The organism is Rahnella sp. AA (assembly GCF_002834385.1).
In the GTDB taxonomy this organism is placed as follows: Bacteria; Pseudomonadota; Gammaproteobacteria; order Enterobacterales; family Enterobacteriaceae; genus Rahnella.
This window is the reverse complement of record NZ_PITQ01000004.1, coordinates 336,578-356,903: the sequence shown is the minus strand read 5'-3', so window position 1 is coordinate 356,903 and position 20,326 is coordinate 336,578. Positions and strand designations below refer to the sequence as shown.

20 protein-coding genes are annotated in these 20,326 nt (G+C 57.1%); 3 read left to right on the top strand and 17 right to left on the bottom strand.

Going from position 1 to position 20,326, the window contains the following annotated elements; translation table 11 throughout:
- From CWS43_RS12610 to CWS43_RS12600, 3 genes are read right to left on the bottom strand one after another with little or no spacing between them, the layout of a single operon-like run.
- Entirely contained in the window at positions 1–717 is a 717-nt protein-coding gene (locus tag CWS43_RS12610) for an SDR family NAD(P)-dependent oxidoreductase (protein WP_101077277.1), read from the bottom strand.
- Positions 717–1,169, bottom strand: coding sequence for a nuclear transport factor 2 family protein (locus CWS43_RS12605; RefSeq protein ID WP_101077276.1), 453 nt, complete (start codon positions 1,167–1,169; stop codon positions 717–719). Before CWS43_RS12605 ends, CWS43_RS12610 begins: the two co-directional genes overlap by 1 nt.
- Positions 1,169–2,023 (bottom strand): MerR family transcriptional regulator, encoded by an 855-nt coding sequence (locus tag CWS43_RS12600; protein ID WP_101077275.1) that lies wholly within the window; start codon positions 2,021–2,023, stop codon positions 1,169–1,171. The genes CWS43_RS12605 and CWS43_RS12600 overlap by 1 nt, the downstream gene beginning before the upstream one ends.
- A gap of 180 nt (positions 2,024–2,203) precedes the next feature.
- Here CWS43_RS12600 and CWS43_RS12595 point away from each other — a divergent pair, with 180 nt between their 5' ends.
- Together CWS43_RS12595 and CWS43_RS12590 are read left to right on the top strand one after the other, a co-directional pair.
- Entirely contained in the window at positions 2,204–2,773 is a 570-nt protein-coding gene (locus CWS43_RS12595) for a helix-turn-helix domain-containing protein (RefSeq protein WP_101077274.1), read from the top strand.
- A 25-nt stretch (positions 2,774–2,798) separates the two neighbouring features.
- Positions 2,799–3,350, top strand: coding sequence for a GNAT family N-acetyltransferase (locus tag CWS43_RS12590; protein WP_101077273.1), 552 nt, complete (start codon positions 2,799–2,801; stop codon positions 3,348–3,350).
- A 585-nt stretch (positions 3,351–3,935) separates the two neighbouring features.
- Here the strand turns inward: CWS43_RS12590 and CWS43_RS12585 are convergent.
- The 14 genes from CWS43_RS12585 to rutA form a co-directional block, all read right to left on the bottom strand.
- Positions 3,936–4,946 (bottom strand): ABC transporter permease, encoded by a 1,011-nt coding sequence (locus tag CWS43_RS12585; RefSeq protein ID WP_101077272.1) that lies wholly within the window; start codon positions 4,944–4,946, stop codon positions 3,936–3,938.
- The gene (locus CWS43_RS12580; protein ID WP_101077271.1) at positions 4,943–6,424 is read right to left on the bottom strand and encodes a sugar ABC transporter ATP-binding protein; all 1,482 of its coding nucleotides are present in this window, start codon (positions 6,422–6,424) and stop codon (positions 4,943–4,945) included. The genes CWS43_RS12585 and CWS43_RS12580 overlap by 4 nt, the downstream gene beginning before the upstream one ends.
- 207 nt (positions 6,425–6,631) lie before the next feature.
- Positions 6,632–7,741 carry an alkylhydroperoxidase domain protein gene (locus CWS43_RS12575; protein ID WP_101077270.1) on the bottom strand — a complete coding sequence of 370 codons (1,110 nt, stop codon included), beginning with the start codon at positions 7,739–7,741 and terminating at the stop codon, positions 6,632–6,634.
- On the bottom strand, positions 7,738–8,814 hold the full coding sequence (locus tag CWS43_RS12570) for a putative FMN-dependent luciferase-like monooxygenase (RefSeq protein ID WP_101077269.1): 1,077 nt from the start codon (positions 8,812–8,814) through the stop codon (positions 7,738–7,740). Before CWS43_RS12570 ends, CWS43_RS12575 begins: the two co-directional genes overlap by 4 nt.
- 31 nt (positions 8,815–8,845) lie before the next feature.
- Complete coding sequence (locus CWS43_RS12565; protein WP_101077268.1) at positions 8,846–10,465, bottom strand: ABC transporter ATP-binding protein; 1,620 nt, start codon at positions 10,463–10,465, stop codon at positions 8,846–8,848.
- Positions 10,462–11,325 carry an ABC transporter permease gene (locus tag CWS43_RS12560; RefSeq protein WP_101077267.1) on the bottom strand — a complete coding sequence of 288 codons (864 nt, stop codon included), beginning with the start codon at positions 11,323–11,325 and terminating at the stop codon, positions 10,462–10,464. Before CWS43_RS12560 ends, CWS43_RS12565 begins: the two co-directional genes overlap by 4 nt.
- Positions 11,322–12,281 carry an ABC transporter permease gene (locus tag CWS43_RS12555; protein WP_101077266.1) on the bottom strand — a complete coding sequence of 320 codons (960 nt, stop codon included), beginning with the start codon at positions 12,279–12,281 and terminating at the stop codon, positions 11,322–11,324. Before CWS43_RS12555 ends, CWS43_RS12560 begins: the two co-directional genes overlap by 4 nt.
- 16 nt (positions 12,282–12,297) lie before the next feature.
- Positions 12,298–13,938 (bottom strand): TIGR04028 family ABC transporter substrate-binding protein, encoded by a 1,641-nt coding sequence (locus CWS43_RS12550; protein WP_101077265.1) that lies wholly within the window; start codon positions 13,936–13,938, stop codon positions 12,298–12,300.
- 252 nt (positions 13,939–14,190) lie between these two features.
- Entirely contained in the window at positions 14,191–15,546 is a 1,356-nt protein-coding gene (gene rutG, locus CWS43_RS12545; protein ID WP_101077264.1) for a pyrimidine utilization transport protein G, read from the bottom strand.
- Between the two features lie 25 nt (positions 15,547–15,571).
- The gene (gene rutF, locus CWS43_RS12540; protein ID WP_101077263.1) at positions 15,572–16,117 is read right to left on the bottom strand and encodes an NADH-dependent FMN reductase RutF; all 546 of its coding nucleotides are present in this window, start codon (positions 16,115–16,117) and stop codon (positions 15,572–15,574) included.
- Complete coding sequence (gene rutD, locus CWS43_RS12535) at positions 16,102–16,941, bottom strand: pyrimidine utilization protein D (protein ID WP_101077262.1); 840 nt, start codon at positions 16,939–16,941, stop codon at positions 16,102–16,104. Before rutD ends, rutF begins: the two co-directional genes overlap by 16 nt.
- A 41-nt stretch (positions 16,942–16,982) precedes the next feature.
- Complete coding sequence (rutC, locus tag CWS43_RS12530) at positions 16,983–17,369, bottom strand: pyrimidine utilization protein C (protein WP_101077261.1); 387 nt, start codon at positions 17,367–17,369, stop codon at positions 16,983–16,985.
- Positions 17,370–17,395: 26 nt separating this feature from the next.
- A complete protein-coding gene (rutB, locus tag CWS43_RS12525) occupies positions 17,396–18,145 on the bottom strand; it encodes a pyrimidine utilization protein B (RefSeq protein ID WP_101077260.1) in 750 nt (249 codons plus the stop codon).
- A complete protein-coding gene (gene rutA / locus CWS43_RS12520) occupies positions 18,145–19,236 on the bottom strand; it encodes a pyrimidine utilization protein A (RefSeq protein ID WP_101077259.1) in 1,092 nt (363 codons plus the stop codon). Before rutA ends, rutB begins: the two co-directional genes overlap by 1 nt.
- A gap of 407 nt (positions 19,237–19,643) precedes the next feature.
- On the opposite strand from rutA, the gene rutR reads away from it, so the two are divergent.
- Positions 19,644–20,324, top strand: coding sequence for an HTH-type transcriptional regulator RutR (rutR, locus tag CWS43_RS12515; RefSeq protein WP_198555832.1), 681 nt, complete (start codon positions 19,644–19,646; stop codon positions 20,322–20,324).
- The last annotated feature ends 2 nt before the right edge of the window (positions 20,325–20,326 follow it).

Here is a 20,326-nt window from a genome sequence, read left to right as displayed (position 1 = left end):
TTATCTCACCATTTTTCGGCATAACCATTTTTGCAGGCTCACCGGCAGCAACGAGGCTGCTTTAAGCACAAAAGCAAAAAGAGGTGGAAACGCAATTTCACTGGTGCCCTTCGCCAGTTTTTTACGGATGTACTGCGAAGCCTGTGCGACGGTAATCATCATGGGCATCGGAAAATCATTACGGGATGTCAGGGGAGTATCGACAAAACCCGGCTGAATCAGCGAAACGGAAATCTGACGTTGGGTCAGGTCAACGGCCAGCGAACGCGCGAAAAACGCCAGCGCCGCTTTTGACGCCCCGTAGGCTTCACTGCGGGAAAACGGCAGTAAACAGGCGGTGGAGCCGACCAGCGCCACGCGGCTGCCCGGCGCTAAACCGGGCAGGAGAGCATCAAGGCAATTGACCGGGCCGATAAAATTGGTGTTCATGACCCGTGCCACTTTTTCGGCCTCGACCACACCATCGTCGAGATACTCACAGGTACCGGCGCAGAGGATCACCAGATCGGCCTGCCTGCCCTGCAAGGCTCTGCGGGTTTCCTGCAAATGCGTGATATCAAAAAGTAGCGGGCTGATCAGCGGGCTGGTCGCCGCGACCGCATCGAGTTTTACGCCATCGCGGGCGCAGGCGGTGACTTCCCAGCCTTCTGCGGCATAATCCTGAGCCAGTTGTTTTCCGATACCTGAGCTGGCACCGGTAATCAGGACGCGGCGCATTATTTCAGCCTGGCTTTCACTGCGCGGACAGCGCCACCGAGCAGCGGCACATGTTCATACAGCATGGCACCCAGATCATAATAATCGCGCTGATAAATAATACGATTTTCCGTCAGGCGCAGATGGCTGGCACCGGAAAGGAACATGGCCTGACCCTTTTTCAGCGCCGGATGTGAAAACTCCATCTGCCAGAACAGCGATGCCTCATCACCCTGCGCCAGCGGAGGCTGGATTTCGAAGCGGCAGTAATTCACCTTTCTGAGTAACTGTTCGAAATAGCGTTCAAGGGCATCAACGCCATCGTAGTGAGAAACGGGATCGATAAAGACCACATGGGGATGATAAATACGGGAAAGCTGTGTTAACCGCCCCATATCAAGCTGGCTGTAAAATTCGCAAACCCGCGTCAGAGCATCAGCGGGTATTGCAGGCTCAGGAAAATGTTTAATCATTATTTTTTCCTTTCATTGCGCGCGGGGACCGCTTTGATAACAGCATGAGAACCTTCACCACGGGCAGGTTCAATATTGTCGTTTTCGTTCAGGTCATTTTCTGTGGCATTGAGAAGAATTCCTGCGCTGCCCAGCAAAATAATCGACATACCTTGTTCAACCCAACCGAGCAGGCGCTGGCGCTGAATTTGAGTCAGTCTGCCTTCCGCCCACAGCAATATTTGTGAATCGCGAAAATTTTCCAGATAAGGGTCGTCGAGCTGAACCGGCAGTATCTCAACCTGCATCCCTTCTTCACAGCGCACGATGGCCTCCAGCCAAAGTTCGGTAGTATCCACATGCCCCCAGCCAACCAGCGTGGCTGGCGCACCGGGGTGTTTGCGCGAGGCATTCATGCACATCACGGCGTGTTCGATAATCAGACCATCGAGCTGGCTGCGCAGCATCATCAGCCGCGTATCACCGACATTCAGGCGTGCGCGCAAGGGGCGCAGCATGTTATTAACAAATGAAGCCGCCGGATATTCGCGGCCAAGCTCCATAATCAGCTGCCGCACTTTCTGGCTGCGGCCATCCTGAAGCGCTATCAGCAGGCGGTGTTCTGACTGCGACCAGCCACCCGGCAGCGCCTCCACCTGACCTTCGAGCAGGGATTTCACCTGGCCGACCGGAATACCGCGATTGATCCACCCCAGAATAGTGCGGATGGTATCGAGATCATCATCATTGAACAGACGATGGCCGCCTTCCGTGCGCTGAGGTTTCAGCAGGCCGTATCGCCGCTGCCATGCGCGCAGGGTGACCGGGTTGATACCACAAATACGGGCGACTTCGCCGATGCTGTAAAGAGACATAGTGAATTCCATCATATTCATACCGCTTAAGATAACTCTAGCGCCTGATTTTAAAGCTGTACAACTTTATTATTTTTGTACAACTTAACTAATGCTTTTTGATTACATCATTTTAACTTGCGCAATTCTCATATAAGAGATATTTTCCCTGTATTGAGATTTTTGGGTGAGGGTTAAGAGATGGAAGAAGGGCAGGAGAGCCACGATTTGCGCCTGGCAGAGCGTCTGGCTGAACTACGTGTCGGCCAGGGCTGGTCGCTGGAACAGCTGGCGCAACTTACCGGTATCAGCCGCGCTACGCTTTCAAGGGTGGAACGGGCAGAAACCAGCCCGACGGCGTCATTGCTGGGCAAACTGAGTGCGGCATATGGGCTGACCACCTCACGTCTGCTGATGGCGCTGGAAGACAACCCGCCGGAGCTTATCCGCGCCGGGCAGCAGCCCGTATGGCATGACCGCGAAACCGGTTTTGAGCGTCGTTCTGTTTCACCCCCCGCGCCGGGTTTTCGCGCCGAACTGATCTCCGGCACGTTAAAAGCCGGTGTCACGATTTCGTATGATTCCCCGCCGGTTGACGGCCTCGAGCAGCATATCTGGATGCTGGAAGGCGTGCTGGAGTTCACGCTCGATTCGCGGACTTACCGGCTTGAGGCCGGAGATTGCCTGCGTTTTCATCTTCACGGCACCTCGTCATTCCACGTTCCCGGCCCGGCGGATGCCCGCTATGTCATTGTGATTTCACGTCCTTAAATCTGACAGAACAGGGTTCTTCTTTATGCAAAACAGCAGTGAAGTCGTGATAAGTGAAGTGCAGGGTGGAGTATTGCCGGAGGCGGATCTGGACGCGCTGGCCGATACCCTGATGCAGTCGGTGGCGCTGGGCGCGAGCATCGGCTTTATCCTGCCGTTCGGATTTGTGCAGGCGCAGGCGTTCTGGCAAAAGCTTTTACCGGCTTTTGAGCGGGGCGAGAGACGTCTTCTGGTGGCGCATGAAGCCGGGAAAATCATCGGCACCGTCCAGCTGGTGGTCGATCAGCCCGCCAACGGTATCCATCGCGGCGACGTGGTGAAACTGATGGTGCATCCGCAAGGGCGCCGTAAAGGCGTGGCGAAAAAGCTGATGGACGCGGTGGAAGTGCTGGCGCGCCAGGAGGGCAAAACGCTGCTGGTGCTCGATACGGTGTCCGGCAGCCCGGCGCAGACCTTATATGAGCATCAGGGGTTTACGCTGAGCGGGGTTATTCCGCAGTATGCGATGTCGACGGGAGGCGTGCTGGAGTCGACGAGCGTGATGTTTAAGGTGCTGGCGGGGAGTGAGGTTTTTTAAAAATCAAAGTCAAAACCTTGGGCTCGCCGCCCAAACGGGCCTTAAGAGGCGCCTATCGCCGCGCCTCTTAAGAATCTCCGGCTCTTTCACTGCGCGCTATCGCTGGCTGGCTATGTTTCAGGGGCTTTTTGTTATTGCCGCAAACTCCGCCGCTGCGCGGTACTCTCATTTCAGGTTCGAACCTGCTCGGAAAAGACTCTCGCTGTTTCTCACCGTTCATTCGACGTCGTTTTGAAAGCGGCCAATGGCTTTTTCAATTCAAAAACGGTCTGGTTTTATCTTTAAGAAAGGTAAGCTGGCGCGCTCAGAAATGTTGCTGACCGAGGGTTCGAGACCGCAAGGCTCGAAGCCCGTAGAGAAGGAACCGCGCAGCGGCAAGATTTCGCGCCACTCGCCGAGGCAACAGAACACGTCCATCGATCCAGCGGTAGCGCTTGTTGAAAAAGCGAGGAGAGATCCAAGAGAGGGAACGCACTTCCCTCTCTTGGTCGGTTTCGGCGTGAAAAGCCATGTGATCACTGCTATTGAAAAACCGAAACTTCCTCGATCCTTTTCTTTTAAAAACGCAAAGCCCGTTCAGGCGTCCTACCGCTTCTGTATATACGTGAGCGCCAGCGCCACCGCTAATACCAACCCCTTGATAATATCCATCGCATAATACGGTACTGACAACATCACCAGCCCGTTCGACAGAACGCCCAGAATGACTGCACCGAGCAGCGTCCCTAACGCATTCGGTTTGCCGGAACCGGCGAGGGAAAAACCGATATAGGCGGCGGCAACGGCGTCCATCAGATAACCGCCACCGGCGTTCACCTGCGAAGACCCGATACGCGACGCCAGCAAAATGCCGCCTGCGCCTGCCAGAACTGATGAAATCACGTAAGCAATCACGCGGTAACGCGCGGTGCGGATCCCCGCCAGGCGTGCGGCCAGCGGGTTGCCGCCGATGGCGTACATACGGCGGCCATGCTTGGTCAGGGACATAAACAGCTGTACCGCAACGGTGACGACCGCCATCACGATAACAATCACCGGCACCTGGCCCAGCAGGCTGAACACTGCCGGAACGGTGCCTTCGGCCATGTCGCCGCTCGGCAGTAACATGTTTTCCGTGATCGAACCGCCGTAGCTGTAAGTCATCGCCGCGCCCTGAATGACGAACAGGCTGGCGAGGGTGGCGAGCATGTCGGGAATTTTCAGGATAACAATCAGGAAGGCGTTAAACAGGCCAACCAGCGTACACAGCGCAAGCGTGATCAGAATCGCTTCGGTGGTGCCGAAACCGTGCCAGACGAACATCGAAATCACCAGCGCATTGGCGAGCGACGCCGTTGAGCCGACCGATAAATCAAAACCGCCGACCGAAAGTGAAATCGATACGCCGATGGCAATCACCGTCACGATGGCGATGGAACGCAGAATATTAATGATGTTCGACGGTTCGAGGAAGTTGTCCGAGGCCACGCCAAAACCGGCGATCAGCAAAACAACGGTCAGCAACATGCCCCATTTATACAAAAATTCGAACAACTGATGACGCCAGGGCTGGCTGGCTGCGGGTACGTTTTCTTTACTCACCACGGCTTTGCTCACGCGGGGGTTCCTCCGGTTGAATAGACTAATAAGGTTTCTTCGTCGACGTCTGCGGCGTCCAGTTCGGCCACGATGCGGCCATCCCACAACACCAGAATGCGGTCGCATAAACCGACCAGTTCGGCGAACTCACCGGAAGCATAAATAATGCCTTTTCCCTGTTGCGCCAGGCCGTCAATCAGCCTGAACACGTCCGTTTTGGCCTTGATGTCTACGCCTTTGGTCGGTTCGTCGAAAATCAACACCTGACTCTCACTGCGCAGCCATTTTCCGATAGCCACTTTTTGCTGGTTACCACCGGAAAGCCTCGCCAGCTTCTGCATCGGCCCGGAAGCGCGAATACCTAAGCGGCTGATAATGTCCTTCGCCCACGACAGCGACTGACGTTTGCTGAAAATACTCCAGCGCGAAAACGAATCGTCGGCAGTGACGCTGAGGTTCATCGGGATATTTTCATCAATGAAAATCCCTTCCTTGCGCCGTTCTTCCGGCACTAACGCCAGACCCTGTTCCACGGAAAGATGCGGTTCTTTCGGCTTCCACGGTTTGCCGTTCAGCTCACCGCTTTCGACCTGGCTTGGCGTCGCACCAAACAACGCTTTGCACAGCTCGGTTTTCCCGGCACCCGCCAGCCCGGCAATCCCGAGGATTTCACCCCGGTGCAGACGCAGCGAGATATCGCGCAGTTTGTCTTTGTCGTGCATGCCGTGAATGTGCAGCAACGTTTCTCCGCTGTGCGGCGGACGGCGTGGCGGATAAATATCATCAAGCTGATGGCCGATCATTTTCTCGATAATCTGCTCGTTGCTCAGGCCGTCCATGCTGTCATCGCTGACCAGACGGCCGTCGCGCAGCACCGTCATGCGGTCGCAGATTTCGCGCAGTTCATGAATGCGGTGAGAGATAAAAACTACCGCCATTCCCGCGTCTTTCAGCTTGCGCACCAGCGCAAACAGACGGGCGCTTTCAGCCTGATCGAGCGGGGCGGTCGGTTCATCAAGGATCAGGAAACGGCATTTATGCGATAACGCGCGCGCCAGCAAAATCAGCTGTTTCTCGGCCAGCGTGCAGTTTTCGATACGGGCTTTCAGGCTGATGTTCAGGCCCAGCTGTTCGACCAGCAGCTGCGCCTGCCGGTATAAACGCGGCCAGTTATGCAGATGACCGGGTTCGGAAAGCCGGTCGAGCATGATGTTTTCCGCAACGTTCAGCGTGGGCACCAGCGCGACATCCACTTCCTGCTGGACCAGATGAATACCGTGGTCGCGGGCGTGGTGTGGCAGACGGATATTTACCGCTTCACCGTCGAGGATAACTTGCCCGGTGTAGTGGTCATGCGTGCCGGAAAGCACGGCCATCAGTGTCGATTTCCCTGCGCCATTCGCCCCGACTAAGGCATGGACGGATCCGCCTTCCAGCGTGAAATCCACCTGGCGCAGGGCAGGGAAACCGGCAAATGAAATCGAGATATTACGCATCTCAAGGAGGGAGGTGGTCACTGAGCGTTCGGCCTTATTAAATAGACGGATGGGTATTTAGACGTTTAGCCGTCCATTACTTGCAGTAGCAGAGTTTTAACATATCGTGGGATTTAAGCAACAAAATTAAATTTATAAGAGAGAACGGAAAGATCTAAGGTGAAGACCGTGGGCGCGCTGCCCGCTATCTTCACCTTAATCAGTGCTTCAGTCAGTGAACGGTTCTCCCAGCGTTAACATCAGGCGGTTTGCCCAGGCGAAGAATGCCGCAGACTGCGCCAGATCGACGATTTCCAGTTCGTTTAAACCCTGATCGCGCAACGCCTTAATGTGCTCCGGCGAGGCGACCGGCGGCGTAGCGGAGAGCGCGGCGGCGAAATCAATTTCAGCCTGCCAGCGCGGGGATTGTTCCTTGCTGAGAATGCCGCCCGGCGGGGTGTCGATCAGCCGCTGGACGTCTTCAGTTTGTTTGGAAAGCTGGCTGGCTTTGCGCGAATGCACCGACGCACAGTAAATACAGCCGTTGATTTTGCTCGCCACGGTGGCCGCCAGTTCGCGCTCTTTGCGCGGCAGGCCGCCGGACGTGTAGAAAATGCCTTTGTCGGTCAGCGTGCGTTGCTCAAGCACCGGCAGGTTGCGGCCTAACAGGCGGAAATAGTCAGAATCGGTATGGCCGAATTTCGCCAGAATCGCCTGCTGGGCTTCATCAAATTCCTCCAGCTTTTTGGACGGGATCCACGGTTCCCAGCCAAGCTCTTCCTGCGTGAAAGCCTGCGGCGCGTCGCGGCCGCTGTGGGTATTCGGTTCAGTGCGCCAGAACGCGGCGCCGACCGGTTTATTGCTGGCGTTTTCCACCGGTTTGCCGCCAATCAGGCGGTAGCTGCGCAGCGCGCGGCTCTGGAAACTGACGAAAGCAATCAGCTGCGAAATCGTGACGATGGCATCCGCCGACCAGCCGGCTTTTTTCAGTGCCTGCAAATGTGCAGGTGTGGCGCTGGCGGGTTTGAAGCTCAGGCGTTCGCCGTGGGTCAGCGCGGCGTCGAGGCGGGCGGTTTCGTCGATGTCCGGCAAATCCTGCAAACGCTCAGAATAGTGATTGGTGAGCTGCGAATCGCCGTGCCAGCGCGCGACGTTTTGCGCCAAACGCAGACGCTCGGCCAGCGTGAAATCCACGCCGTCCTGCTCGGTAAACAGCGCATCGTAGCTGCCTTGCGCGTGGCGGGTCGCGGCATCGCGGGTGTCGCGAGCCTGTTTCAGCTCAGAAGACGGCGCAATTTCAGCCAGTTTTTCCAGCAGGTCAGTCGAATAAGTGGTCATAAGTTGTCCTGTGTAGATGCAGCCTTTGAGAACGTAGGGTCGGCGGAAGAAGTGGAAACATGGCGCTGCGGCGTGCGGCGAACCCAGCCGAGGGCGGGCGCAACGTGACGCGCAATCAGTTCAATGGAACGCAAAATGTACGGATGCGGCGGGTCAATGGAATGCACCTGAAACGCCAGATCGGTGACGCGGGCCAGCGCGGTGTCGGCCTGCAACGTGGCGGTGACCTGCGCCGCCGTACCAAGATGAACGTCGAAAGTACGAATATAATCATCGAGCGTATCACCTCTGACCGTTTGCCCGCTGGCGCGGTAATTTTCGGCCTGACGGCGTAAACCTTTTTGCGCCAGTTCGCGGGCTTCGTCGCCGTTTTCCGTCACAAATGCCGTGCGCGAGCCCATGATGCGTGGCGCAACGCCTTCCGGCAGCGCGTCGAAATAGGCATCGATAATCGGGTTTTGCAGTTCGTCGAGGCGCAAATCCGGTGCATCAGCCGGGCGTGGCTGGGTGCGCGAAAGCATCAGTCCGTCGCCGGATTTCCCGGCACGCGCGCCGCCGTCAACCGAGAATGTGGCCTGCCAGACGCGTTTTTCCAGATGCGGTGCCGCCGGATATAACCGGTTATCGGTACCCGCCAGCGGTTCGCCGCGCCAGGCAGTCAGCAGGGTTTGCAGATTATGGCTAAACACCGCGCCGCGCTCACTGCTTTCAAAGCCGAACGGCAGGAATGACGAAGGCGTGCCGCCGGAGCCCAGCCCGACTTCAAGACGTCCGCCGGAGAGCAAATCCAGCACGGCGGTGTCTTCTGCCACGCGCAGCGCATTTTCCATCGGCAGCGTAATCACGCCGGTGCCGAGACGGATAAAGCGGGTGTGCGCCGCGACCTGTGCAAGGAAAACCAGCGGTGCGGGCAAACCGCCTTCCGCTTCGTGGAAATGGTGCTGCGCGACCCATGCGGAGTCAAAACCCAGTTGCTCGGCGTGAATAATTTGCTCAGTCGCCAGCCGGTAACGTTCCTGTGCGCTGGTGTTGTCCAGAAGGCGGGTAAAAAATCCAAGACGTTTATTGCTCATAATGTCCCTCTTTTCTTTTTCATGTGTTGAATCAGGCGGCGCGGTGGCGGCCGGGGATTGCATCAATCAGCTGGCGGGTGTAATCGCTGGAAGGCAGTGAAAACACGTCTTCCACGTTACCGGAATCCACCTGTTGCCCGCGGTTCAGTACCGAGACGCTGTGGGAGATTTGCCGGACGGTTGCCAGGTCATGCGAGATAAACAAATAGGTCAGGCCGAGCGAATCCTGGAGCTGCCGGAGCAGGGTCAGAATTTGCGCCTGTACGGTGACGTCGAGCGCCGAAGTTGCTTCGTCGAGCACCAGCACTTTCGGTTCGAGGATCAGCGCGCGGGCAATCGCCACGCGCTGACGCTGGCCGCCGGAAAGCTCACGCGGTTTGCGGCCCAGCAGTTCTTCGGGCAGCGCCACGCGGCGGGCGATATCCAGAACCCGATCCCGGCGCAATGCTGACGGAATTTTTTCGAAGTTCAGCAGCGGTTCTTCAATCACGCTGAACAAGGTTTGTGACGGATCCAGCGAGGCGAACGGGTTCTGGTACACCAGCTGAATTTTACGGCGCACCTGACGCAGCGCTTCGCCTTTGAGGCGCGTGATATCTTCGCCGTCGATCAATACGCGGCCGCTGTCCGGTTTCTGAAAACCGAGCAGAATGCGCGCCAGCGTGGTTTTTCCCGAGCCGGATTCACCGACCAGAGAATGTGTGGTGCCGCGCGGAATGCTGAACGAGACGTTATCGACGGCGCGGAATGCCGCCTGATGTTTACCGCCAAGTGAGAAATCATGGGTGACATTTTCGACCACCAGCACCGGTTCGGCGACGGCGGCAATTTGCGTGCGGTGATTGCCTGAAAGGGCCGGGACGTCGGCAAACAGCTGGCGGGTGTAATCGCTTTTCGGCGCGTTCAGGACTTCCGCCGTCACGCCCTGTTCCTGCACTTTGCCGTTGCGGAACACCAGCAGGCGGTCGGCGCGTTCGGCGGCAATCGCCAGATCGTGTGTGACCAGCAAAACGGCGGTGCCGGATTCGCGGCGCAAATCGTCAATCAAATCCAGAATGCGTTTTTGCACCGTGACGTCGAGCGCGCTGGTCGGTTCGTCGGCGATGATCAGCGCCGGTTGCAGCGCAATGGCAATGGCAATCAGCACGCGCTGTTTCATGCCGCCGGAAAGTTCGTGCGGATACTGTTTCGCGCGCTGTTCCGGGTGCGTGAGGCCGACGCGGGTCAGCAGTTCCACCACGCGTGCGTCGCGCTGAACACGCGGCAGGCGCTGGTGGATATCCAGAATTTCGGCAACCTGTGAACCGATAGTTTTCACCGGATCCAGCGAACTGGTCGGGTCCTGCGGGATCAGGCTGATGCGTGCGCCGCGCAGGGCATCAAGGCGGCGCTGCGACCACTGGCTGATGTCGGTGCCGTTCAGGCGGATTTCGCCCTGTTCAATATGACCGTTTTCCGCCAGCAGGCCGATGATCGACTGCGCGGTCGTGGTTTTACCGGAACCGGATTCGCCCACCAGCGCCAGCACTTCGCCGGCGTTAATGGAAAACGAGACGTTGTGAACCACCGGTTTACCGTCGTAGGCAATCGTCAGGTTATCCAGCTCAAGAACGGGTGCGGTGTGGTTATTCAAAGTCGCCTGTGTGCTCATCGCGTTCTCCTGCGTAATGACTGGCTGATGCGGTTGGCGGAAAGCACCACCAGCACCACGACGACGCCGGGGAAGGTGGTCAGCCACCAGGCGGTTGAAATGTAGTTACGGCCTTCGGCGATCAGCAAACCCCATTCCGGCGTCGGCGGCGGAGTGCCGTAACCGAGGAAACTCAGGGTGGAAATCGCCAGAATCGCACTGCCAAATTGCAACGCCGAGAAGGCGATGACCGAGGTCAGCGAGTTCGGCAGAATGTGCCGCCAGAGGATCGAGAAGAAGGTGCCTCCGCTGCCGTACGCGGCTTCGACGTAATCGCTGTGGCGTACCAGCACCACTTCGGCGCGGGCGAGGCGGGCGAAGTTGGCGACAGAGGTCACACCGACGGCAATCGCCGCGTGAACCGTGCCGAAGCCAAGTAAAATGATGACGCTCAGGGACAACAGCAGGCCGGGGATCGACAGCAATACGTCGTTGATGCGCATAACAATCGCGTCAACAATGCCGCCGCTGGCACCGGCGGCCAGCCCTAATGCGGTGCCGAACACCAGCCCGAGCGCTACGGCGACCAGCGCACCAGACAGCGAGTGTGATGCGCCGTAAACGATACGGGCGTAAACATCACGGCCTAGCTGATCGGTGCCCAGCCAGTGACCGGCCTGCGGGGCCAGACGTTGTGCGCCCGCGATGCCTTCGGTACCGCTGTAATCCGTAAATATGCCTGGCGCAATGGCCCACAAAATGACGGTTGCCATCACCAGCCACGCGAGAATTAATCCCGGTTGCAGACGGGGTGTTTTCCAGCGGCGACGCTGTGTGGCGGGTATAGAGAGAATGCTTTTACCCAGCGGTAAGCTGCTCATGCGGTGGCTCCCTTTGAGTTTTTCGAGGCGTTAGCTTTAAGACGCGGGTCGAGCAGCGGATAAAGCAAATCGACCAGTAAGTTGATGCCGACGAAGGCGGCGGCGGAAATCACCACAATCGCCTGTAAAACCGCGACGTCCTGATTGTTCACCGCCTGCTGCGTCAGTTGCCCGAGGCCATTCAGGCCAAACACCGTTTCGGTGATCAGCGCCCCGGCAATCAGTTCACCAAAGAGCAAACCGGCGATAGTGAGTACCGGAAGCAGGGCATTACGCGCCACATGACGCCATAGCACGCCGCTGCGGCTGGCCCCTTTGGCGCGGGCGACGGCGACGAACGGCTGGGTCTGCACCTGATCAATGCTGCGGATCAGGATCTGCGCCAGCGGTGCGGAAATCGGCACGGCCAGCGTCACCACCGGCAAAATCAGCCCGACCCATTCACCCGGATTAATCACCGGGATCCAGCGCAGATGGAAAGAGAAAAACTGAATCAGCGCGATACCGAGCCAGAAAGTCGGAATCGAAATAAACAGCGACGGCACCGACTGCAACAGGTTTTTCAGCCAGCCGAAATGCAGCAGGCTGGAGATAAACGCCAGCGCAAAAGCCACCACCGCGGCCAGTGCGAAGCCCATCAGCGCCAGCCGCAAGGTCGGCGGAAAGTTGCTGCTGAGTAATTCAGTGACCGGTACGCCAGCCTGAATCGAATAGCCCAGATCCCCGCGCAGGAAATTCCCCAGCGTATGCAGATATTGCTGCACCAGCGGCACATCCGCGCCGTAGGCCGCGCGCATATCGGCGATTTGCGCCGGGCTCAGCCCCATGTCCGGGTTCTGGAATTTAATCAGAATGGCATCGCCCGGCAGCACTTGCAGGAGAATAAAGGAGACGGTAAACGCCGCCCACAACACCAGCAAAGCCTGCCCAAAACGACCGCTAACGTATCGGTTCATGATTCACTCCTGCCTGTTAGTGCTTTTCAAGCCATGCGCCGTAGAAGCTCGGGCGGCCAACAGCTTCAAAGCTCACGCCTTTGAAATAAGGCGCACCGGCAAAGACCTGTGGCTCTTCGAAAATCGGAATCACGTAAGCCTGATCGAGCAGGTAGTTCTGCACGTCACCGGCCAGCGCCAGACGTTTTTTCGGATCCACTTCGGCTGAAATCGCCACCAGCAGGTCATTCAGTTTGTCATCACGGAAGCTTTTCACCTTGCTGCTCAGGCCACCTTTTTGCAGCAACGCATCGCGGTTGGTCGGATAGAAGGAGCTTTTGATGACGTCCGGATCGGCGCGGCCGACTTCAACCACGTTCGCCGGCGTTTTTTCCGGATCCAGGTTGTCCGCCACGCGGCTGCCCGCGTCACCGGCCAGAATGTTCAGCTTCGCGCCGACCTGATTCCACTGCTGCGAAACCAGCTGCAACACTTCTTTGTTCTGCGGCTGCGGCAGGGATTCATAAATGGTCAGCGACAGCGTTTTGCCGTCTTTCTGGCGCAGACCGTTCGGGCCCGGTTTCCAGCCCGCTTCGTCCAGCAGCTTTTTCGACAGTGTCGGGTCATACGTCAGTTTGTTGCTCAGATCCACGTAACCGGCGGCAGTTTTGGCAATGACGGAGGTGGCCTGCGGATAGTTTGGCGAGAACAGCGTATCGACCACCTGTTTGCTGTTGGTGGCGTGCAGCAACGCCTGACGGACTTTGAGATCAGACACCAGCGCGTTGTCCGGACGGAACGAAATGCTGTCGTTCACGCCTTTGGTCGGCGCGGCATAAATCGGGAAGTTCTGGTCTTTGGCCTGTTTCTCGTCATACGCCTGAACCTGACGGATGAAATCGGCCTGACCGGCCAGCAGCGCGCCGATACGCACGCTGTCTTCACCGGTGACGATCACTTTGATGCCGTCGAGATTGGCGCGGCCCTGCTGTTTGAGGTTTTTCGGCCCCCAGTTGTAATCTTTGCGCGCCGTCAGATCGACTTCACGACCGAGCGTTTCTTTACTGACCACGAACGGGCCGGAACCGATGATGTGCGTCGCATCGCCCAGCGCATCAAAATTGCGATCCAGCGTGCTCAGTGACACCAGCCCGGAGCCGATGGTCGCCGTGCCCTGCAGGAAGCCCGGCGAGGATTTTTTGAAGTAGAATTTGACGGTCAGCGGGTCAACCACTTCGCTGTGGTCGTAGTTATTAATCACTTCGGAAACTGGCAGATGGCGTTCTTTATTGCCCAGCCCGTAGGTGTCGAAGTTCTTCGCCACGGCGTTGGCATCAAGCGGCGTGCCGTCGGAGAAGGTCACGCCCGGACGCAGTTTGAAAGTGTATTCGGTTTTGTCGGCGTTAAAGCTCCAGGACTCGGCAATCCACGGCTCGACTTCCAGCGTCTGCGGGTTCTGATAGGTCAGTTTGTCGGTGATCTGGTTCAGGATGCCGCCGTTCGGGTAAAAGCCACCCGCCGGAGGATATAAATTGGTATGCGCCTGTTGTTCGAGATAAATCAGCGTGCCACCCTGAACCGGCGTGCCGTCAGCGGCAAAGGCGTTGAGTGTGCTGGTGAGAAGTGCCCCTAAAGCCAGTGCGCGGGTGACCGCGTTTATCCGGCGAATGTTTTTCATAATGCGACCCTTTCTTCTTTTTTGGTTAATTCAGGCAGATGAATCACTTCCGGCGTGCTTTAGAACGAAAGTGCTGGACCCATAACAAACCAATTTAAAGGGGAGGTGAACGAAGGAATTTCGCATTACTTAGCTGCAATGTGGGAATGTGTGAGGCGCAGAAAGAAAAAAACCAGCGGCTAATCCGGACGGGTGGACCGGATAACCGCTGGCGATCATCAAAAATGATGAGCTAAGGAGAAACTGAGGTCGTCAGTGATCTTTTAATGCAGCTTCTGTGCCAGTTTTTATTTCCGGCTGCGTTTTTAGCTGTTTGTTGCGGCTGAGGAAGGCGTTCAGCAAAATTGCGCCAAACGTCGCCGTGCCGATGCCGCCCATGCTGAAGCCGCCCAGGCTCAGGGTAAAGTTGCCTGCGCCCAGTACCAGCGTGACCGCAACCATGATGAGATTTCCGTTAAGACCCAGATCCACCTGGTTTTGTACCCAGATGCGCGCACCGGCTACGGCAATCAATCCGAACACTACAATCGACGCACCGCCCAATACCGGACCGGGAATGGTGTGGATCAGTGCACCAAATTTGGGCGAAAAGCCCAACACAATGGCAACAATTGCAGCAGCGACGAAAATCAGCGTGGAATAAATTTTTGTGACCGCCATGACGCCGATGTTTTCCGCGTAGGTTGTCACACCGGTTCCGCCCGCAGAGGCCGAGAGCAACGTCGCCAGCCCGTCGCCGACAAACGCGCGGCCCATGTACGGATCGAGGTTTTTACCGGTCATACCCGCGACCGCTTTAATGTGCCCGAGGTTTTCCGCCACCAGAATCACGGCCACCGGCGCAATCATCAGCATCGCATGGGTGCTGAACACCGGCGTGGTGATGGTCGGCAGACCAAACCACGGCGCCTGCGCGACGGCGGTGAAATCCACCGGTGCGCCCAGCCCCATGACGTTTGTGACCAGCATATAAATCAGATACGCCGCCACCAGCCCGAGCAGCAGAAGTAAACGCTGCACCAGCCCGCGGGTGAAAACGGCCACCGAGCCAATACACAGCACGGTGACCACCGCCATCCAGCTGTCAAACGACGACGCCGAGACGCTGTTAATGGCAATCGGCGCGAGGTTCAGACCAATCGCCATCACCACCGCACCGGTTACGACCGGCGGCATCAGGCGTTCAATCCAGCGCGTACCCACGGCCATCACCACAAAACCAATCAGCGTATAAATGACCCCGCAGGCAATAATCCCGCCGAGCGCGACGCCGATATTCGGGTTCGCGCCGTGGCCGCTGTAGCCGGTCACCGCAATTACCAGCCCGACAAATGCCGCGCTCGACCCGAGATAACTCGGCACGCGTCCGCCGACCACCAGGAAAAACAGCAGGGTGCCGATGCCGGACATCAGGATCGCCATGTTGGCGTCAAACCCCATCAGCAGCGGCATTAATACCGTCGCGCCGAACATGGCGACGGTATGTTGCAGACCCATAATCACCGTCGGCCCTAACGGCAGCCGCTCGTCCGGCGCAATAACGGCGCCATCCAGATTGCCTTCTCTTTTACGCCACTTTGGAAACCAGGAGGTATTGGTATTTGCCATGCTGCAATTCCCTAATCAGGTTGAGTTAACAGGCTGACTGCCGCATCAGCGGGTGATAGCGGCGGTCGAAATACACCAGTCCGTGGCGTTCGTCGTTGCGGGTGATCGCAACGGCTTCGCAAAACAAAATATCGTGGGTGCCGACGCGGGTGACTTGCGTGATTTTGCAATCAAACGAGACCAGCGCATCGCTGAGAATGGGAGAACCGGTGGAAAGGGATGACCATTCGGCGGCTTCAAAGCGTTGTTCCATCGGCGTTTTTCCGCCGAATAAATTGGACAGCGATTCATGGCAGTCGGCGAGCGTGTTGACGCACAGCACCTGATTTTCGGTAAAGGCCGGATACACCGACGCCGAGCGGTTCAGGCAAACGAGCAGGGTTGGCGGCGAGTCGGTGACACTGCACACGGCGGATGCGGTAAAACCCGCGCGACCGCCGGGACCGTCGGTGGTGATGATGTTAACGGCGGAACCGAGATGAGCCATTGCATCGCGGAACGCCTGTTTTTCAACGGCGGGTTGTTTTTCAATGGCCGGTAAAGCCGGCGTGGCGGTTAATGTTTCGGCCATGTTGTCTCCGTGGGCAGGCGATGGGAAGGCGCGGCAGGTTTTTGCGATGAATGCCGTTGCAGCCATTCCAGTAAAATCGGGTTAAACGTTTCCGGGTCGGTCACGCTCATGGCATGGCCGCCGTACAGCATTTGTGTGTGTTCGCCGTTCGGCAGGCGTCCGGCGAGATCGGCAGAGCGCATCCACGGCACCAGCAAATCATCTTTGCAGCTGAACGCCAGCGTGGGTGCGATCACCTGTCCGAGCGTTTGGGTCAGGTCGGAATTCATCAGCGCCTGTAAACGGTGAAGCAGATTTTCCATTCCCTGAAAATGCGCCACCTGATGCTGGCGCTCTTCCCGGAGTAATGCGTCGTTGGCCGACAGCCAGTCGCCCGGATACAGAAACAGCGGTTGCGCCTGCACGTAGGCATCGAGGCCGCTGTTGAGCAGTAAATTCTGGCGGACTTCAAAACAGCGGCGCGTCTGGTTGTCGAGCTTCGCCCAGCCGTTGATCACCACCAGGCTTTGCAGCAGCGCGGGATAACGCAGTGCCAGATGCAGGCCAATAATGCCGCCGAGCGCGTGACCCACCAGATGGCAGCGGGTGATATCCAGCCCGTTGAGCAGTCCGGCCAGCTCATCCGCCATATCTTCCATCCGGTAACCGGCGGGCACCGTGCCTTTACTGACGCCGGTTCCGTGCTGGTCATAAATGATGACGCGAAAATGCCCGCTCAGCATCGCCATCTGGGGTTGCCAGAAACTGCCTGAACCGCCGAGGCCGGAGGAAAGCACCACGGTTTCGGCGTCTGCATTATTCTTACCCAATACCTTGTAATACATGATGTTTCCTCAAGGTTTTCAGGACAATGTGTTCCGACGCTTTACTTGCCGATGTGCGCGATGGTGGCGATTTCAATCAGCGCGCCCGGTTTGACCAGCCCGCACTGAATACAGAACCGCGCCGGTTTTTCGCCGGGGAAATACTCAGCGTAAACCTGATTCACGGCGGCGTAATTTGCCCAGTCGGTAATGAAAATCGAGTTCATGGTGACGTCATCCATTGTGCCGCCCGCGGTTTCAATCACGCTTTTGATGGTTTCCAGCACATGGCGGGTTTGCGCGGCGGCATCGCCCAGATGCACGACGTTGTTGTCTTTATCAAAAGGGAGGGTGCCGGAGACGTAGACCACGCCGTCGGCCAGCGTTCCCGGAACAAACGGTGCCAGCGGAACGCCGCTGCCAGCCGGAATAATGGCACTTTTAGGCATATTTCAATTTCCTTTTAGCAAAGCCGTTATGCGGCGTTTTGTTTAGCGTCATAACCCACGGCGTCGCAGAAATTGCGCACGCTGGAGACCCAGCCAAAGAACGTTTCGATGTTATAAATCGCCGCTTTTTGCGCGAATTCCGGGCCAGCCTGATGGGTGGCATCTTCAAGCACCACGCCGAAATATTCGAGGAAGAAACCGTCACGCAGCGTGGATTCCACGCACACGTTGGTGGCGATGCCGGTGAACACCAGATGGTGAATGCCATAGCTGCGCAGCAGGCTGTCGAGCTGGGTGTTGAAGAATCCGCTGTAGCGCGATTTTGGCAGCACGATGTCGCCCGGCTGTGGCCGGAGTTCATCCACCAGGTCGTAATCCCAGTCGCCTTTTGCCAGTAATTTACCCATCAGCTCCGGGCGTTTACGCATGGTTTTCAGCGCGTTGGATTTGTGGAAGTTTGGTGAGCCAGCGCCACCGGCCTCAACGTACTGATTGTCCCAGCCATTCTGGAAGAAGATCACTTTGATGCCTGCGGCGCGCGCGGCGGCAATCGCCACTTTGATGTTGGCGATCACTGGCGCAGTGGCGGAGACGTCAAAACCGGCTAAATCCAGATAACCACCCTGCGAGGCGTACGCATTCTGCATATCCACCACAATCAGCGCCGTCTGCTGTGGCGTAAACGCAATGGCTTCCGGGCGGGCCGTGAGAATGGTTTCCTCACCGCTGTTCTCAGGTTCACGGCGGACAACGGTCTGATTTTCAACAATGTTCATTACGCCACCTCTTTCTGCTGCGTTGCGATGTGCTGGCGGGTTTTCATTAATGGCTGGATGAAACGGCCAAAGTTTTCGATGCCTTCCACAAAATCGTCGAAGGTCAGCAGCACGCCGCCTGCGCCGGGCACGCTGTCGATTTCATCAAGCATTCTGGCGACGCTGGCGTAGGAGCCGACCAGCGTGCCCATGTTGATATTGACCGCTGACGTGGGGTCGGCCATCTGGCGGACATTGGTGTCGGCACCGGATTTGGTATCTTTGCTGCTCTGGTCGGTGAGCCACGCCAGTGCGTCAGCATCCGCGCCTTCTTTATACAGTTCCCATTTGGCGCGGGCGGCGGCGTCGGTTTCATCCGCAATAACCATAAAGAGCACGTAAGAGGAGACGTCGCGGCCTTCGGCTTCCGCCGCCGTTTTCATGCGCGCGGCGGTCGGCGCAAACGCGGTCGGCGTGTTAACGCCTTTGCCAAAGCAGAAGTTGAAATCGGCGTGTTTAGCAGAGAACGCCATGCCTGCGTCGCTTTGTCCGGCGCAGATCACTTTCATTTCAGACTGCGGGCGCGGGCTGACGCGGCAGTCGTCCATCTTGAAGAATTCGCCGTCGAGCGTGCAGTGGCCGGTGCCCCACAGGTCGCGCAGGACGCTGACATATTCGGTCAGATAGTCATAACGGCGGCTGAAATAGTCATCGCCCGGCCACATGCCCATTTGTTCGTATTCCGGTTTCTGCCAGCCGGTGACGACGTTCACGCCGAAACGTCCGTTGGAGATGGAATCAATGGTGGCGGCCATGCGCGCCACAATCGCCGGCGGCATCACCAGCGTGGCGGCGGTGGCGTAGAGCTGGATGCGGGAGGTCACGGCGGCGAGGCCCGCCATCAGCGTGAACGACTCCATGTTGTGTTCCCAGAATTCGGTTTTACCGCCGAAGCCGCGCAGTTTGATCATCGAGAGCGCGAAGTCGAAATTATAGTGTTCCGCCTTCTGCACGATGGTTTTGTTCAGTTCAAAGGTCGGTTTGTACTGTGGCGCGGTTTCAGAAATTAACCAGCCGTTGTTGCCGATAGGAATAAAGACACCGATTTTCATAGCTCACCTCAGTTGAAGATTCATTTTTCAATACAAGGGCTTGCGAAAATCTCTGCGCGGCTTGAGTGCGTCCTGCGGGTTCCGAATTGCACCGTGCTGAAATTTCCTAACGGGGTGAGTATTGCAAGGGCAGTGCCACTTTTTTAAACATGATGGTTATCAACAGGTTAAAAATGTGTTTTGATTTTTGGTGGAGCAAACGGTCTGTTTCAGACCATTTGGTCAAAACAAACTGCACATAAATCAGGCAGGAATGTCCGTAAATGGTGCATTTTTGTTAAATAACACAATCATTGTGGTTATTGGTTTGTTGTCTAATTAGCCAGGCTTATAGCGATAGTCGCGTTTATCCCTATTTGCTATGATTTCCTCCTCGCTGTTTGTCTCAGGAAATCCTTGTGAAGCCATTGGTCGAACCTCCTCAGCCCGCTGCCGGGGACAGTCAGTCCCGCAAAACCGGGGTGAAAGCACCGACGCGCCGCTCGCGGGCGGTCGCCGCCAAACGTGGCAATATCATGGCCGCTGCGCTGGAGTTTTTCTCGCTGTACGGCATTCACGGCACCAGCCTGGATCAGGTCGCTGAGCGTGCCGATGTCTCAAAAACCAATCTGCTGTATTACTTCCCGTCGAAAGAAGATCTGTATATCGCCGTGCTGAAAGGCCTGCTGGATATCTGGCTGGCACCGCTGAAAGCGCTGCAACGGGATCAGCATCCGCTGGAAGCGATACGCGAATATATCCGCCTGAAACTCTGTGTTTCCCGCGATCACCCGCAGGCGTCCCGACTGTTTTGTCTGGAGATGGTGCAGGGCGCGCCGCTGCTGAAACAGGAACTCGGCGGCAGCCTGAAAACGCTGGTGGAAGATAAATCGGATGTGATCCGCGGCTGGATCAAAGATGAACTGATTGCGCCGGTTGACCCGATGCAGCTGATTTTTATGCTGTGGGCAACGACGCAGCATTACGCCGATTTTGGTGTGCAGGTGGAAGCCATCACCGGCAAAACGCTCAACGATCCTGAGTTTTTCGAACTGACCGTGAGCAACGTGCAGCGCATTATTACTGAAGGCATACAGCTTCGGGCTTGAAG

Bases quoted from the DNA above. Each gene is read 5' to 3' on its own strand.
- CWS43_RS12580 (WP_101077271.1), bottom strand. From the start codon at position 6,424: ATGCGTAATATCTCGATTTCATTTGCCGGTTTCCCTGCCCTGCGCCAG.
- rutA (WP_101077259.1), bottom strand. From the start codon at position 19,236: ATGAAAATCGGTGTCTTTATTCCTATCGGCAACAACGGCTGGTTAATT.
- rutD (WP_101077262.1), bottom strand. From the start codon at position 16,941: ATGTATTACAAGGTATTGGGTAAGAATAATGCAGACGCCGAAACCGTG.
- CWS43_RS12575 (WP_101077270.1), bottom strand. From the start codon at position 7,741: ATGACCACTTATTCGACTGACCTGCTGGAAAAACTGGCTGAAATTGCG.
- rutC (WP_101077261.1), bottom strand. From the start codon at position 17,369: ATGCCTAAAAGTGCCATTATTCCGGCTGGCAGCGGCGTTCCGCTGGCA.
- CWS43_RS12590 (WP_101077273.1), top strand. From the start codon at position 2,799: ATGCAAAACAGCAGTGAAGTCGTGATAAGTGAAGTGCAGGGTGGAGTA.
- rutG (WP_101077264.1), bottom strand. From the start codon at position 15,546: ATGGCAAATACCAATACCTCCTGGTTTCCAAAGTGGCGTAAAAGAGAA.
- CWS43_RS12550 (WP_101077265.1), bottom strand. From the start codon at position 13,938: ATGAAAAACATTCGCCGGATAAACGCGGTCACCCGCGCACTGGCTTTA.
- CWS43_RS12570 (WP_101077269.1), bottom strand. From the start codon at position 8,814: ATGAGCAATAAACGTCTTGGATTTTTTACCCGCCTTCTGGACAACACC.
- CWS43_RS12595 (WP_101077274.1), top strand. From the start codon at position 2,204: ATGGAAGAAGGGCAGGAGAGCCACGATTTGCGCCTGGCAGAGCGTCTG.
- CWS43_RS12610 (WP_101077277.1), bottom strand. From the start codon at position 717: ATGCGCCGCGTCCTGATTACCGGTGCCAGCTCAGGTATCGGAAAACAA.
- rutF (WP_101077263.1), bottom strand. From the start codon at position 16,117: ATGGCCGAAACATTAACCGCCACGCCGGCTTTACCGGCCATTGAAAAA.
- rutB (WP_101077260.1), bottom strand. From the start codon at position 18,145: ATGAACATTGTTGAAAATCAGACCGTTGTCCGCCGTGAACCTGAGAAC.
- CWS43_RS12600 (WP_101077275.1), bottom strand. From the start codon at position 2,023: ATGTCTCTTTACAGCATCGGCGAAGTCGCCCGTATTTGTGGTATCAAC.
- CWS43_RS12565 (WP_101077268.1), bottom strand. From the start codon at position 10,465: ATGAGCACACAGGCGACTTTGAATAACCACACCGCACCCGTTCTTGAG.
- CWS43_RS12605 (WP_101077276.1), bottom strand. From the start codon at position 1,169: ATGATTAAACATTTTCCTGAGCCTGCAATACCCGCTGATGCTCTGACG.
- CWS43_RS12560 (WP_101077267.1), bottom strand. From the start codon at position 11,325: ATGAGCAGCTTACCGCTGGGTAAAAGCATTCTCTCTATACCCGCCACA.
- CWS43_RS12555 (WP_101077266.1), bottom strand. From the start codon at position 12,281: ATGAACCGATACGTTAGCGGTCGTTTTGGGCAGGCTTTGCTGGTGTTG.